Source organism: Kribbella sp. VKM Ac-2566 (genome assembly GCF_004366005.1).
Taxonomy (GTDB): domain Bacteria; phylum Actinomycetota; class Actinomycetes; order Propionibacteriales; family Kribbellaceae; genus Kribbella; species Kribbella pratensis.
Map to the genome: position 1 here is coordinate 236,517 of NZ_SODT01000008.1, position 15,496 is coordinate 252,012.

Genomic DNA, 15,496 nt, shown 5'->3' on the forward strand with positions numbered 1-15,496 from the left:
GTGACGCATGGGATCCACCATCGATCAGCTGGCCAGGCAGGAGGGGCCCAGGAGGGCTTTCAGATCGGCCATGAGGGATGAGGTGGGGGTCACCCGGAAGCGGTCGCCGATGCGCATGACCGTGGTTTTCTGCCGGGCCTGGAGGCGTAGGTGGACCTCGGTCATGCCGGGGTGGGAGGTCAGGATGTCCTTCAGCTGGTCGACGACCGGTGGGGTGCAGCGGTTGACCGGCATCGTGAGGACGACCGGGCCGCTCGGGCCCTCGGTGAGGTCGGGGACGACGACCTCGTCGCCGCTCAGTTCGAGCCGGTCCTCGCGGCGGCGTACCCGGCCCTTCATCAGGATGATCGCGTCGTTGGTGAGCAGGTGCGCGTGCAGCTGGTACGCCGAGGAGAACATCATCACCTCGATCGAACCTTCGAGGTCCTCGATGGTGACGATCGCGTAGATGTCGCCGCGCTTGTTCACCTTCCGCTGGACCGCGGTCACCAGGCCGCCGATCGTCACCCGGCTGCCGTCCGGCCGCTCCTCGTCGGCGAGCAGCTGACCGATCGTGCAGTCGCTGCCGTTGGTGAGCACGTGCTCGACGCCGAACAGTGGGTGGTCGGACACGTACAGCCCGAGCATGTCGCGCTCGTGCGCCAGCTTGGTGGCCTTGTCCCACTCCTCGATCTCCGGGACGGTCACGGTCAGCCGGCTGTTGCCCTCACCCTCGTCCGCGTCGTCGTCGCCCATCGAGAACAGGTCGAACTGGCCGTGCGCCTCGTTCCGCTTCAGGTCGATGGCCTCGTCGACGGCCTGCTCGTGCACCGCGACGATCGCCCGCCGCGCGTGGCTCATCGAGTCGAACGAGCCGGCCTTGGCCAGCGACTCGATCACGCGCTTGTTGCAGACCGGCAGCGGCACCTTGTCGATGAAGTCGACGAAGTCGGTGAACCGGCCCTTCTCCTCGCGGGCCCCGACGATCTCGGCGACCACGTTCACGCCGACGTTGCGGATCGCGGACAGGCCGAAGCGGATGTCGGTGCCGACCGGCGTGAAGTTCGAGTCGGACTCGTTGACGTCCGGCGGCAGCACCTTGATGCCCATCCGGCGGCACTCGTTCAGGTAGATGGCCATCTTGTCCTTGTCGTCCTTCACGGACGTCAGGACAGCGGCCATGTACTCGGCCGGGTAGTTCGCCTTCAGGTACGCCGTCCAGTACGAGACCAGACCGTACGCCGCGGAGTGCGCCTTGTTGAACGCGTAGTCGGAGAACGGGACCAGCACGTCCCAGAGCGCCTTGATCGACTGCTCGGAGAAGCCGTTCGCCTTCATGCCCTCGGAGAAGCCGACGTACTCCGCGTCGAGCACCTCGCGCTTCTTCTTGCCCATCGCCCGGCGGAGCAGGTCCGCTTTGCCGAGCGTGTAGCCCGCGAGCTGCTGGGCGATCGCCATCACCTGCTCCTGGTAGACGATCAGACCGTAGGTCGTCCCCAGGATCGGTTCCAGCGCGACCGCGAGCTCGTCGTGCGGATAGCTGATCTCCTGCTGCTTGTTCTTGCGCAGGGCGTAGTTGGTGTGGCTGTTGGCACCCATCGGACCGGGGCGGTAGAGCGCGCCGACCGCGGAGATGTCCTCGAAGTTGTCCGGCCGCATCAGCCGCAGCAGCGCCCGCATCGGGCCGCCGTCGAACTGGAACACCCCGAGCGTGTCACCGCGGGCGAGCAGCTCGTACGTCGGTTTGTCGTCGAGCGTCTTGGCCAGCTCGTCGAGGTCCAGCGTGATGCCGCGGCTGGCCTCGACGTTCTTGACCGCGTCGTCCATGATCGTCAGGTTCCGCAGGCCCAGGAAGTCCATCTTGACCAGGCCGAGCGTCTCGCAGCTCGGGTAGTCGAACTGGGTGATGACCTGGCCGTCCTGCTCCCGGCGCATGATCGGGATCAGGTCGATCAGCGGCTCGCTGGACATGATCACGCCGGCCGCGTGCACACCCCACTGGCGCTTCAGGTTCTCCAGGCCGCGGGCGGTGTCGACGATCTTGCGGACGTCCTGGTCGGCCTCGTAGAGCTGGCGGAACTCGTTCGCCTCCGAGTACCGCTTGTGCTGGGAGTCGAAGATTCCCGACAGCGGGATGTCCTTGCCCATCACCGACGGCGGCATCGCCTTGGTGATCCGGTCGCCCATCGCGAACGGGTAGTCCAGCACCCGGCCGGCGTCCTTGATCGCCTGCTTGGCCTTGATGGTGCCGTAGGTGACGATCATCGCGACCCGGTCGTCGCCGTACTTCTCGGTGACGTAGCGGATCACCTCGGGGCGGCGGCGGTCGTCGAAGTCGATGTCGAAGTCGGGCATCGACATCCGCTCCGGGTTCAGGAAGCGCTCGAAGATCAGGCCGTGCTGGAGCGGGTCCAGGTCGGTGATCTTCATCGCGTACGCGCACATCGAGCCCGCACCCGAACCACGGCCCGGTCCGACCCGGATGCCGTTCTCCTTCGCCCAGTTGATGAAGTCCGCGACGACCAGGAAGTACCCGGCGTACCCCTTCGAGGTGATGACCTCGATCTCGTACTCCGCCTGCTTGCGGACCTGGTCCGGGATGCCGGCCGGGTACCGCCGGTGCAGGCCGGTCTCGACCTCGGCGACGAACCACGACTCCTCGTTGTGACCCTCGGGGCACGGGAACCGCGGCATGAACCGGCCCTCGCCCTCGGTGAAGCTCACGTCGCACTGCTCGGCGATCAGCAGCGTGTTGTCACACGCCTCGGGGAAGTCCTTCCAGACCTCGCGCATCTCCGCCGCGGTCTTGACGTAGAACTCGTTCGCGTCGAACTTGAACCGGTTCGGGTCGGACAGGGTCGAGCCGGACTGGACGCACAGCAGCGCGGCGTGCGCGGTCGCGTCCTCGGGCTTGGTGTAGTGCAGGTCGTTGGTCGCGACCAGCGGCAGGCCGAGCTCCTTGGCCAGCTTCAGCAGGTCGCCCTGGATGTTCCGCTCGATGCCGAGGCCGTGGTCCATCAGCTCGCAGTAGTAGTTCTCCCGGCCGAAGATGTCGCGGAACTCCGCGGCGGCCTCGACGGCCTCCTTGTACTGCCCCAGCCGGAGCCGGGTCTGCACCTCGCCGGACGGGCAGCCGGTGGTCGCGATCAGGCCCTGGCCGTACGTGTTCAGGAGCTCGCGGTCCATCCGGGGCTTGAAGTAGTAGCCCTCGAGGCTGGCCAGCGAGCTCATCTTGAACAGGTTGTGCATGCCGGAGGTGTTCTTCGCCAGCAGCGTCATGTGGGTGTAGGCACCCGAGCCGGACACGTCGTCACGGCCGGAGTTCGCGTCGCCCCACTTGACCCGCTTCCGCTCGCTGCGGTGCGTGTGCGGGGTCAGATAGGCCTCGACGCCGATGATCGGCTTGACGTCGTACTTCTTCGCGGTCTTCCAGAACTCGTAGGCGCCGAACACGTACCCGTGGTCCGTGGTCGCGATCGCCGGCATGCCCATCTCCTGGGCGGTTTTGAACAACTCGTCGATCCGCGCGGCGCCGTCCAGCATCGAGTACTCCGTGTGCACGTGGAGATGCACAAAACTGTCGCTGGACGCCATATCGACGCAGACCTCCCAGGGCGCGATTCAGGTGGACCAGCACAGCCTATGCGGGACCGGGGACAGTTCTGAATCGGCTCACCGGCGAGCCCTGCACCGCCCGCTATCCGGGCGCCGCGAACCGGAGGTGGAGCGGCCGACCTGGCGTCGAGCAGGGGTCTCAAGGACGCCAGGTCAGCCGGTTCAGGGGGCCGCCGCCGCGACCATCAGGTGCACCGCTCCGTGGTGCTCGAGGTTGTTTCTCATTGTTCGGAGCCCGCCGTCGGTCAGGTGGTGTGCGGTCGGCACCACCACCGCCCAGACGTCGTTGTCGCGCCGCACCTCGTCGAGCAGCGCCTCGAACGCCGCCGGAGCAGTGGCCGGACGTTCGAGGTAGACGGTGCCGAGGGCGAATCCTTCAGCCAGCGCGAAGGCCGCCAGGCTCACCCTGGCCGCGTCGATCTCGTCGGCCGTCATGAGCACGTGTGCACGGATGTAGCCGAGCAGCAGTGGGCGCGTACAGCTGTCCATCAGCGTTCCGCCTCGAGCAGGACCCAGGCGGCGGTGTTCGGGGGGAGCTTCTCGCCGGCACCGTCGAGCACAGCGGCGTCGCTGGCGAGGAGCAGTGGGCCGTCGACCGGGTTGCAGACGGGCTTGGGCGAGCAGTTGACGACGCAGGCGAAGCCGTCGCCCCGGGTGAACGCCAGTACGCCGGGCTCGGTCGGAAGCCACCGGAAGTCGTCCGACCGGAGTGCGGGGAGGCGGTGGCGCAGAGCGAGCGCCTCCCGGTACAGGTGCAGCATCGAGTCGCCGCGGTCGAGCATCCGGTCCACCGCGTGCTCCGCGAACCAGCCGGGCTGCGGCAACCACGTCGTACCGGCCGAGCCGTCCGGCGAGAAGCCGAACACATCGTGGTCCGCGGTCCACGGCAGCGGGACCCGGCACCCGTCCCGCCCGCGCCGTACGCCACCTGTGCGGTGGAACATCGGGTCGGTCAGCACATGGTCCGGCAGATCGGTGACCTCCGGCAGGCCCAGCTCCTCACCTTGATAGAGGTACGCCGACCCCGGCAGCGCGAGCATCAGCAACGCGGCGGCTCGGGCCCGGTCCAGCCCGAGGTCGAGATCGCCGGGTCCGGCGCCCGGTGCACCTCCGGCATACCGGGTGACCGACCGCGGCATGTCGTGGTTGTTCAGCACCCAGGCGACGGAGGATCCGGACCCGGCGATCGTCCGCAGGCCCCGCTCGATCACGCCGTACAGCGAAGGCTCGTCCCAATCGGCGCGCAGGAACTCGAAGAAGAAGGTCTGGTGCAGCTCGTCCGGACGCTGGTACTGCGCGAGCTGGTGGGTGTCGAGCACGCCGACCTCACCGACCAGGACCCGTTCGCGGCCGGTCCGCTGCGTGTACTCCTCCGCGACGGCTCGCCAGCCGCGCCAGACATCGTGCACCTCGGGCTGGTTCCAGGCATGCGGGTTGATCGGGTCACCGGTGAGCTCGTCGTGATCCGCGTGCTCGTGGTCCGGCAACCCTTCGGCCTTGTGCAGCCCGTGCGCCACGTCGATCCGCAGCCCGTCGACACCCCGGTCGAGCCAGAAGCGCAGCACCCCTTCGAAGTACGACGCGACCTCGGGATGCCGCCAATTGAAGTCGGGCTGCTCGGCGGCGAACGTGTGCAGGTACCACTGGCCGTCGGGGACCCGCTGCCACGCGGACCCACCGAAGATCGACCGCCAGTTGTTCGGCGGCTCGTCGCCCCGGCCGTCCGCGCTGTGCTCGTTCCTGCCTTCGGCAAAGTGAAAGCGGTCCCGCTCCGGGCTCCCGGGACCGGCCGCGAGCGCCGCCCGGAACCAGTGGTGCTCGATCGAGCAGTGGTTCGGGACGACGTCGATGATCACCTTGAGGCCGAGGCGATGGGCGTCGCGGACCAGCCGGTCGAAGGAGTCCAGCGTTCCGTAGTCCGGGTGGACGCCGCGATAGTCCGAGACGTCGTACCCGTGGTCGTGCAGCGGTGACGGGTAGAAAGGGTTCAGCCACAGCCCGTCGACGCCGAGGCTGCGCAGGTACGGCAAGCGGGACCGGACGCCGTCCAGATCGCCGATACCGTCACCGTCGGAGTCCGCGAAACTGCGCACGTAGACCTGGTAGACCACGGCGCTTCGCCACCAGTTCAGCGGTGGGCGACTCGTCTCGGCAGACATCCAGGACCTCGGCAACGGTGTGAGGGGCAACGTTGTCAGCAAGGATTGCCAGGCCGGACACCGAAGGCATCGGGACACCTACGTATTTCGGTACGGAGAGAGCGCTCTACCGGTCGGGGTGTTCGGCGAGCCAGCGCCCGACCTGCGCGCGGGAGGTGAAGCCGAGCTTGCTGAGAATGTGCTCGACGTGGGTCTCGGCGGTGCGCTGGGAGATGACCAGGCGAGCGGCGATCTCCCGGTTGCTCAGCCCCTCACCGATCAGCCCCGCGATCTCGTACTCGCGGCGCGTCAGCCGCCCTGCCATCCCCTGCTTCGCCGTCCGGGCGGACTCGGCCTCCTCCCCCAGCGCCAGCGCGACGGCCTGCTCGAAGGAGTACGCCGCGCCCCGCGCGAACGCACTCTCGAACGCTGCGTCGCCGATCGCGCTCCGGATCCGCGCCTCGGTCCGGTCGTCGAACTGGCTGTACGGCGTGGTCTCGTCGACATGCGCACCGCTGGACCGCCACACCGCCCGCGAGGCCCCCATCAGGCGAGCCGCGTTCTCGTCCGGCGCCGCGGACCCGCCGCACCAGGACAGCGCCTGCACGCAGAAGCCGATCCCGGTGCGGTCGTTGAGCGGCTGCCACAACCGGATCGCGTCCCGCAGCGACCGCGTCGCCGCCGCGATCTGGTCGTGATCGCGCCATTGCACGATCCCGACGCTCCACAGCGCGTACGCCTTCGACGACTCGGCGCCATGGGCCTCGGCCAGGTCGTACGCCGCCTGGCTGAACTCCGCGACCCGCGGATCCCCCAGGAAGAACGTTGCCGCGGACAACAGGATCAAGACGTCGAACTCACCGAGCGCGTCCCCCACGGCGCGATAGCCGGCCAGTGCCGGCCCCAGGCGATCGATGGCTCCGGCCAGATCACCCTGGTAGATCGCCGCGTGCCCCGACACCTCCGCGATCCGGGCCCGCAGCCGATCGTCGTCGTACCGCTCGGCGAGCTCCTCGCACTCGGTCAGCAACCGGCCGAGCTGCTCCGCCTCGCCGAGGAACATCGCGAGGTAGCTGCCCGCCCACAACCCCAGCGCCCGGACCGGTGTCTGCTCCGGCGCGGCATCGAGCGCGCGGGTCAGATAGCGGTGGCCCTCGCGCAGGAAACCGGCGAACCAGAAGTTCCAGATCGGGGCCGCGATCTCCAGCGCGGCCGGACCCTCGCCCGGCTCGGCCAGGCAGAAGTCCAGCGCGGCCCGCACATTGTCGCGCTCGCGACGCATCCGCAGGTACCAGTCGCCCTGCCGCGGGCTGAAGCAGTCCGTCTCCCATTGCGCGGCCAGGGTGCGGTAGTGATCGCGGTGCCGGAGCCGGTACTCGCGAGTCCGGTCGGCCAGCCGCAGGCGGCCGTAGTGGCCGATCGTCGTGAGCATCTCGTACCAGGCGGTCGGGTGCGCACCGGCCGTTCGGCGGGTGATGATCGACTTGTTCAACAGGCCGGCGACCAGGCCGAGCACGTCGTCGCGGTCGATGCCGTCACCCGAGCAGACCTCCTCCGCGCCCTCCAGGTCGAATCCGCCGGAGAAGACCGACAACCGATCCCAGAGCATCCGCTCCGCCGGCGAGCACAGGTCGTAGCTCCAGCCGACGGCAGCGTCCAGTGCCTGTTGCCTCGGCGGCCCGGCCGGGCGCCCGCTCGTGAGCAATCGGAAGCGGTCCTCGAGTCGATCGATGATCTGCGGCAGCGACAAGGTCCGCATCCAGACCGCCGCGAGCTCCAGCGCCAGCGGTACGCCGTCCAGCCGCCGGCACACCTCGATCACCTGAGCCCGATTGGTCTCGTCGATCACGAATTCGGGCAGTACCGCACGGACCCGATCCGCGAAGAGAACCAGTGACTCGTACTGGTCGGCGTCGGCGGCCGGGGCCTCGCCGGGTGGCGTCGACAACGGAGGAACCGACAGGACCTGCTCGCCTTCCACTCCGAGCACATGCCGGCTGGTGGCGAGAATCCGAAGCTGGGGTGCGGCCGCGAGCAGCTTGCTGACGATCACGGCGCACGCCTCCGCGACCTGCTCACAGTTGTCGAGCACCAGCAGCAGGTGCTTGTCCTCCAGGTACTCCGCGAGATCCGCGGTCGGATTGGCCGAGACCTGACTCAGCTCGAGCGCGTTCGCCAGCGTGAGCCCGAGCAGACCGGCGTCGTGCAGCGCGGCGAGTTCGACGAACCAGACGCCGTCGGCGAAGGTACGCCGTACCTCCGTGGCCATCCGGAGCGCCAGGCGGGTCTTGCCGACCCCACCGGAACCGGTCAGGGTCAGCAGCCGGCTGCTCGACAACAGTCGCCTGGTGGCAGTCAGCTCGCGACGCCGCCCGACGAAACTCGTCAGCTCGGCCGGAAGCCGCCCACGAGCCGTCCCCGTGACCTTGGACTCGGCCATGCCTCAGCGTAGGCCAGGTCCGGCCGGATCTCTGCCGCTCGACGCGGCTACTGCGCGTCGACGAGGAGATCGAGCGCGTGGTCGAGGTCTTCGGGGTACTTCGAGGTGAACTCGACGTACTCGCCTGTGCCGGGGTGGGTGAAGCCCAGGCGCATCGCGTGCAGCCACTGGCGGGTGAGGCCGAGGCGTTCGGCGAGGACCGGGTCGGCGCCGTACGTCAGGTCGCCGCAGCACGGGTGGCCGATCGCGGACATGTGGACGCGGATCTGGTGGGTGCGGCCGGTCTCCAGGGTGATCTCCAGGAGGGTGCCGTACCGGAACGCCTCGAGGGTCTCGTAGTGCGTGATGCTCGGCTTCCCGCCGGCCACCACGCCGAACTTGTAGTCGTGGTGCGGGTGCCGGTCGATCGGCGCGTCGACCGTGCCGGTGAACGGGTCGGGATGACCCTGCACGAGTGCGTGGTAGATCTTCTTGACCGTGCGCTCCTTGAAGGCGCGCTTCAGGACGGTGTACGCGTACTCCGTCTTCGCGACCACCATCAGCCCGGACGTGCCGACGTCCAACCGGTGCACGATGCCCTTGCGCTCGGCCGCGCCGCTCGTGGAAATGTTGAAGCCCGCTCCGGCCAGGTGCCCGATCACGGTCGGGCCGGTCCATCCGGGCGACGGGTGCGCGGCGACACCGACCGGCTTGTCCACGACGACGATCTCGTCGTCGTCGTACACGATCCGCAGGTTGTCGACGGTCTCCGGTACGACGGTCACCCCGGACGGGGGTGCCGGCAGCTCGACGTCGAGCAGGACGCCGGCCGCGACCCGGGACGACTTCGGCGCGGTGGCCCCGTCGACCTGGACCAGGCCGGATTCGATCAGCTCGGCGGCCTTCGTCCGGGAGACACCGAACAGCCGGGACAGGGCAGCGTCCAGGCGCTCCCCCGCGAGACCGTCGGGCACCATCACGGTCCGGGAGCTCCCTGATGTCACTGCCGGTGCTCCCTGGTCCCGTCGAGTTTGATCCCGCGCAGCGTCTGGATCACCAGCAGTACGGCGGCCGACGTCACCGCCATGTCCGCGACGTTGAAGATCGCCCAGTGCGGGGTCTGCAGGAAGTCGACCACGTGCCCGTGGAACGGCGACGGTTCCCGGAAGATCCGGTCCAGGATGTTCCCGACCGCACCGCCGAAGAGCAGGCCGAACGCGACCGCCCAGCCCGCCGACCCGAGCTTGCGGGACAGGTAGACCACCCCGAGCGCCACGGTGATCTGGATCGCGGCGATGTACGGCGTGTAGCCGGCACCGAGGCTGAACGCGGCGCCGGAGTTCCGGATCAGGTTGAACTTGAGCAGCGAACCGACCACGTTCACCGGCTCCCCCGGCGTCAACTGCGCCAGCGCAATCGCCTTGGTCACCTGATCCAACAACAAGACCAGCAACCCAACCCCGCCAAACACCACAGTCCACTTCCACGAGTGACCGGCCGGCGACGACGGAGAACCGGCCGAGGGGGTGTCGGCCGGTTCCGGGGTGTCTGGGGTCCCCGCCTGGTAGGACGAGGCGGTGTCGTTCAGCGGCGTTCCTGGCGTTCTTTGCATGAGACGCACAGTGTCGCACGCGGGAACGCCTGCAGCCGACCCTTGCCGATCGCGTTGCCGCAGTTGTCGCAGACGCCGTACGTGCCGTCGTCGATCCGGGTCAGCGCGAACTCGATCTGGTTCAGCATGTCGCGGGCGTTGTTGGCCAGCGTCAGCTCGTGGTACCGCTCGAGGGTGGTGGAGCCGACGTCCGCCTGGTCGTTGCCGGCGCCGTCGCTGCCGTCCCGGAACAGGCCCGCGATCTCCTGCTCGGCGTCCTTGATCTCCTGCTTGAGGTGCTCGACCTCACCCTCCAGCTCCGCGCGCAGCTCGGCCAGCTCGGCCGCGGTCCACGGGTCTTCGCCCGGCTTCACCTTGAAGGTCTCGGCCGTGTGTGCTGCGGACTTCGCCGGCGCCGTCGCCGGTGTCCTGTTCTCGTTCGTCTTCATGGCCACCCTCTTCGTCGGAGCTTTCTTGGCAGGGGTCTTAGCCGCTGTCTTCTTGGCCGCGGTGGTCGATGACGACTTCTTCACCGCGGAGGTCTTCTTGGCCGGCGAGGTCTTCGCCGCACCGTTGCGAGCCGTCGTCTTCTGGACCGGTTCGGACTGCTTGCCGGCGGCGCTCTTCTTGGCCGCGGCAGAACGTTGGGGGGCGGACTTCTTCCGTGCCGATGTAGCCATGTCAGCTACCCCCTGCCTTCCGTCGGAGACTGAAGCGGACTGGTCGCAAGACAGTAGGCCACGCGAACACCGCGTGCCAGTCCGACGCGCAGACCGTGGACATACGGTAGTCGGTTCTTCAAGTCCGCTCGATGTTCCGCGCGTCACAACCACATTGCGGACATCACTGTCCGTAACGATCCCAGGTCAGCCCAGCAAAAGTTCGAGCTGTGCCCGGATGCCGTTCGCCTCCCCCTCTACCTCGACCAGCTTGTCCCTGCTGGTCGCACCACGTACCAAGGTCACCGCGGAACGCCGTACGCCGAACTCCGCAGCGACCGCCGTCAGGACAGCCTTCGTCGCCTGTCCCTCCACCGCCCGGGCTGCCACCGCGACCACCAGCGCCGGCCCGGACGGACCGTCGTACCGGCCGCCGACCGCGGTCCTGGAAGCCCCCGGCTTCACCCGCAGCAGAATTCTCATACCAGAATTCTCACCCGACCACTGATTAACGATTCGTAGTCACCCGGTACGACGCCGTACACTGATGACCGCGAACCGCAAGGCAGTGATGGGGCCATCACCCCGGAGCCGCCGGAAGAACAGTCCGTAGGGACCTATTAGAACCGGCAGCGTGTCGTCAAGGAAGTGGGTGACCGGACTTTCGGTCGCCAAGGAGGGTGGTACCGCGCGGTAGCCAGGCGACAGGCCCGGCACTTCGTCCCTCGTCCAGTCAGCAGGCACGGACGAAGGACGCAGAAAGATGGCGGAAGCGCATCACCCTGGTACCCCGTGGCGGCAGGTTCCCGCCCAGGTCGACTTCCCCGCGCTCGAGCGCGAGGTGCTCACCCTCTGGGACGAGCACGACACCTTCGCCAAGAGCCTCGAGCAATCCGTCGGCGGTCAGCCCTGGACGTTCTACGAGGGCCCGCCGACCGCGAACGGCATGCCCGGCACCCACCACATCGAGGCCCGCGTCTTCAAGGACGTGTTCCCGCGCTACCGGACCATGAAGGGGTTCTGGGTCGAGCGCAAGGCCGGCTGGGACTGCCACGGCCTCCCGGTCGAGGTCGCGGTCGAGAAGGAGCTCGGCTTCAACGGCAAGCCCGACATCGAGGCCTACGGCATCGCCGAGTTCAACGCCAAGTGCCGCGAGTCCGTGCTGCGGCACGTCGACGCGTTCAACGAGCTCACCACCCGAATGGGCTACTGGGTGGATCTCGAGCACCCGTACAAGACGATGGACCCGGAATACGTCCAGTCGGTCTGGTGGTCGCTCAAGCAGATCCACGACAAGGGCCTGCTGGTCGAGGACTACCGGATCACGCCGTACTGCCCGCGCTGTGGCACCGGTCTGTCCGACCACGAGCTCGCCCAGGGGTACGAGACCGTCGTCGACCCGTCGGTCTACGTCCGCTTCCCGCTCACCTCCGGCCCGCTGGCCGGCCAGGCGTCGCTGCTGGTCTGGACGACGACCCCGTGGACACTCGTTTCGAACACCGCGGTCGCCGTACACCCAGAGGTCGAGTACGTCGTCGCCACCGACGGCACGGAGTCGCTGGTTGTCGCCAAGCCGCTGCTGGACCGACTCGGCGAGGGCTGGACGGTCACCGGTGAGTACGGCGGTCGCGAGATGGAGCGGTGGACGTACCAGCGGCCGTTCGAGCTCGTACCGTTCGACGAGCCGGCGCACTTCGTCGTACTGGCGGACTACGTCACCACCGAGGACGGCACCGGTCTGGTGCACCAGTCTCCCGCGTTCGGCGCGGACGACCTCGCGGTGGGCCGCGCGTACAACTTGCCGGTGGTGAACCCGGTGGACACCACGGGTCACTTCAACGCCGACGTACCGCTGGTCGGCGGGCAGTTCTTCAAGAAGGCCGACGAGGACCTGGTCAAGGACCTGAAGGACCGCGGCCTGCTGTTCAAGCACGTGCCGTACGAGCACCCGTACCCGCACTGCTGGCGCTGCCACACCCCGGTCATGTACTACGCGCTCCCGTCCTGGTACATCCGCACCACCCAGGTGAAGGACGCCCTGCTCCGCGAGAACGAGAAGACCAACTGGTACCCGGACTCGGTCAAGTGGGGCCGGTACGGCGACTGGCTGCGCAACAACATCGACTGGGCCGTCTCCCGCTCGCGCTACTGGGGTACGCCGCTGCCGATCTGGCGCTGCGGTGAGGACCACCAGGTGTGCGTCGGATCGCTGGCGGAGCTCGGTGAACTGGCCGGCCGCGACCTGAGCGCGACCGACCCGCACCGGCCGTACGTCGACGACATCACGTTCGACTGCCCCACCTGTGGCGCCGAGGCGCGCCGCGTGCCGGAGGTGATCGACGCCTGGTACGACTCGGGCTCGATGCCGTTCGCGCAGTGGGGATACCCGTGGGCGGAGGGGTCGAAGGAAAAGTTCGCGGAGACCTACCCGGCGGACTTCATCTCCGAGGCGATCGACCAGACGCGTGGCTGGTTCTACACGCTGATGGCCGTCGGCACGCTGGTGTTCGACGAGTCGTCGTACCGCAACGTCGTCTGCCTCGGGCACATCCTCGCCGAGGACGGCCGGAAGATGTCCAAGCACCTGGGCAACATCCTCGAGCCGATCCCGCTGATGGACGACCACAGCGCGGACGCGGTGCGCTGGTTCATGGCCGCGTCCGGGTCGCCGTGGAAGGCGCGCGGCATCGGGCCGAACGTGCTGAACGAGATCGTCCGGAAGGTGCTGCTCACCTACTGGAACACGGTCGCGTTCCACGCGCTGTATGCCCGGCTGGCGGACTGGTCGCCTGCGGACGCCCCGGCGGTCGCGGATCGCTCGGTGCTGGACCGCTGGCTGGTCAGCGAGACGCACCGGCTGGTTCGGGACACCGACGAGGCGTACGAGGCCTACGACACGCAGCGGCTCGGTCAGCTGATCAACTCGTTCGTCGACGTGCTCTCGAACTGGTACGTCCGCCGCTCGCGCCGCCGGTTCTGGGCCGGTGACGCCAGCGCGCTGGCCACCTTGCACGAGACGCTCGAGGTCCTCACCCGGGTGATGGCGCCGCTGACGCCGTTCGTCACCGAGCGGGTCTGGCAGGACGTGTTCCGCCCGGTCACGTCCGGTCTGCCCGAGTCGGTGCACCTGACGAGCTTCCCGACGTACGACGAGACGCTGATCGACGACGTACTGGCGCAGCACGTGTCGATGGCGCGCCGGGTCGTCGAGCTCGGCCGGTCGGCGCGCGCCGAGGCGAAGGTGAAGACGCGGCAGCCGCTGGCCCGCGCACTGGTCGGGTCGGCCGCGATCGCCGACCTCTCCCCCGAGCTGCTGCGGGAGATCGCAGACGAGCTCAACGTGGGCACGGTCGCGCCGCTGTCCTCGGCGGGCGCGGACCTGGTCGAGTTCTCCGCGAAGGGCAACTTCCGGGAGCTCGGCAAGCGGTTCGCCAAGCAGACCCCGGTGGTCGCGGCGGCGATCGCCGCCGCCGACGCGGGCGCGCTGGCCGCCGCATTGAAGGAGTCGGGTACGGCGACTGTCGTGGTCGACGGCGAGGACGTCCAGGTGGGCGAGGCCGAGGTCCTGGTCTCCGAGCGGCCGAAGGAAGGCTGGTCGGTGGTCAACGAGCAGGGCGAGACCGTTGCCCTCGACCTCGAAGTCACGCCGGAGCTGAAGCAGGCCGGCCTGGCGCGCGAGGTGGTCCGCACTCTGCAGGAGGCCCGGAAGAACGCCGGCCTCGAGGTGTCGGACCGGATCAAGGTCTGGCTGACCTCGACCGACGCCGAGCTGACCGATGCCCTCGGCAAGCACGCCGACGAGATCGCCCGCGAGGTCCTCGCCGTCGAGCTCACCCAGACGGCGCCCCTCGACACGGTCGTCGACGTTGCCGAAGGCACCGAAGAGGACCTCCAACTCACCTACTGGCTCACCAAAGCCTGACCCCCACCACCCCGTCCCCGCTCTCCGCATTTGCCTGGCAGACCCAGCAAATGAGGGGTTGCCCATCGAGATGGAGGGTTGCCCACTCAGAATTTCGGGCGGCAACCCTCCATTTGAAGGGGCAAGCCCCGACATCCGCCAGGTCAACGCGGCGGGCGTACGGCGCGGGCGCGCAATGACGGGCTCGCGCCGAGCTGGTCGATCAGGTCGACGAGCAGCAACCGCGCCTCCTCGACCCGGTCGTCCCCCAGAGTCTGACGAACCTCCGCGTCCAGAGCCGCACGGTGTTTGCGGGCGGCTGCGATCACGGCTTGGCCGCGATCGGTCAGTACGACGATGCGCGCGCGAGCATCGGCCGGGTCGGGCCGGCGGCTGACGTAGCCGCGGCTCTGGAGGTCGGCGACCGACTTCGAGGCAGCCTGCTGGGTCACGCCCAGCTTCTCCGCGAGTGTGCTGATCGTCACCGGCCCCCCGACCAGATGCTGGAACACCACCCCATCCGCGAAGCGTGAGTCCGCGAACCCCTCGCCCCCAAGTCGTCGCTGCAGCTCGTCGGCCAGCGCCCAGCCGGCGAACAACGATGCCAAGGACAGGTCCGCGTCAGCGGGATCGAACTCCATGACCCGAAATATACAACCGGGGTTGTGTATCGGCTAATCTACAACCATGGTTGTGCAAAAGGAGTTCCTGGACAGAGCGCACCGGATCGTCTGGTGCACGGTGGCCACGGTCGGGCCGGACAATCGGCCGCGGACCCGCATCCTGCACCCGATCTGGGAGCTGTACGACGAACTGGCCGGCTGGATCGTCACGCGCGCGACGCCGGTGAAGGTGCGGCACCTGGCGCACAGCTCGTATGTCAGCTGTAGCTACTGGGAGCCCGGTCATGAGGTGGCCGTCGCGGACTGCGAGGCGGAGTGGGTCACGGATGGGGCGACCCGGCAACGAGTGTGGGAGCTGTACCGGGACGCTCCCGCACCACTCGGCTACGACTTCTGGAGTGTGTTCCCCGACGGACCGAACGGGGAATCACCCTCACTCCTGCGGCTTACGCCGTACCGGCTGCGGCTTGCTGATGTCGAGACACTCAGCGGCCGGAAGGTTCCACCGGTCTGGCCCTGACTCCGAGTCACCGATGAAGGACCCTGTGTCAGAGGTGGCCAGACATGGCGA

11 protein-coding genes are annotated in these 15,496 nt (G+C 68.3%); 2 read left to right on the forward strand and 9 right to left on the reverse strand.

Annotated elements, in window-relative coordinates; genetic code table 11:
• Window positions 1–24: 24 nt before the first annotated feature.
• From dnaE to EV647_RS04190, 8 genes are all read right to left on the reverse strand, one after another.
• Entirely contained in the window at window positions 25–3,573 is a 3,549-nt protein-coding gene (gene dnaE / locus EV647_RS04155) for a DNA polymerase III subunit alpha (RefSeq protein ID WP_133998623.1), read from the reverse strand.
• A 183-nt stretch (window positions 3,574–3,756) separates the two neighbouring features.
• Entirely contained in the window at window positions 3,757–4,083 is a 327-nt protein-coding gene (locus EV647_RS04160; RefSeq protein ID WP_133998626.1) for a hypothetical protein, read from the reverse strand.
• A complete protein-coding gene (locus EV647_RS04165; RefSeq protein ID WP_133998629.1) occupies window positions 4,083–5,753 on the reverse strand; it encodes a glycoside hydrolase family 13 protein in 1,671 nt (556 codons plus the stop codon). The genes EV647_RS04160 and EV647_RS04165 overlap by 1 nt, the downstream gene beginning before the upstream one ends.
• Window positions 5,754–5,859: 106 nt before the next feature.
• Window positions 5,860–8,172, reverse strand: coding sequence for a LuxR C-terminal-related transcriptional regulator (locus EV647_RS04170; RefSeq protein WP_133998632.1), 2,313 nt, complete (start codon window positions 8,170–8,172; stop codon window positions 5,860–5,862).
• A 47-nt stretch (window positions 8,173–8,219) separates the two neighbouring features.
• The gene (locus EV647_RS04175) at window positions 8,220–9,128 is read right to left on the reverse strand and encodes an RluA family pseudouridine synthase (RefSeq protein ID WP_134001742.1); all 909 of its coding nucleotides are present in this window, start codon (window positions 9,126–9,128) and stop codon (window positions 8,220–8,222) included.
• A gap of 23 nt (window positions 9,129–9,151) precedes the next feature.
• Window positions 9,152–9,763: a signal peptidase II gene (gene lspA / locus EV647_RS04180; protein WP_133998635.1), complete on the reverse strand. Its 612-nt coding sequence runs from the start codon at window positions 9,761–9,763 to the stop codon at window positions 9,152–9,154.
• Window positions 9,736–10,422, reverse strand: coding sequence for a TraR/DksA C4-type zinc finger protein (locus tag EV647_RS04185; RefSeq protein WP_133998638.1), 687 nt, complete (start codon window positions 10,420–10,422; stop codon window positions 9,736–9,738). Before EV647_RS04185 ends, lspA begins: the two co-directional genes overlap by 28 nt.
• Before the next feature lie 186 nt (window positions 10,423–10,608).
• Complete coding sequence (locus EV647_RS04190) at window positions 10,609–10,884, reverse strand: DUF167 domain-containing protein (protein WP_133998641.1); 276 nt, start codon at window positions 10,882–10,884, stop codon at window positions 10,609–10,611.
• Window positions 10,885–11,164: 280 nt separating this feature from the next.
• On the opposite strand from EV647_RS04190, the gene ileS reads away from it, so the two are divergent.
• Complete coding sequence (gene ileS, locus EV647_RS04195; protein WP_133998644.1) at window positions 11,165–14,323, forward strand: isoleucine--tRNA ligase; 3,159 nt, start codon at window positions 11,165–11,167, stop codon at window positions 14,321–14,323.
• A 143-nt stretch (window positions 14,324–14,466) separates the two neighbouring features.
• Here ileS and EV647_RS04200 read toward each other — a convergent pair whose 3' ends face one another.
• On the reverse strand, window positions 14,467–14,943 hold the full coding sequence (locus EV647_RS04200; RefSeq protein ID WP_133998647.1) for a MarR family winged helix-turn-helix transcriptional regulator: 477 nt from the start codon (window positions 14,941–14,943) through the stop codon (window positions 14,467–14,469).
• A gap of 46 nt (window positions 14,944–14,989) precedes the next feature.
• Between EV647_RS04200 and EV647_RS04205 the strand changes: the two genes are divergently transcribed.
• On the forward strand, window positions 14,990–15,445 hold the full coding sequence (locus EV647_RS04205) for a pyridoxamine 5'-phosphate oxidase family protein (protein ID WP_133998650.1): 456 nt from the start codon (window positions 14,990–14,992) through the stop codon (window positions 15,443–15,445).
• Window positions 15,446–15,496: the final 51 nt, after the last annotated feature.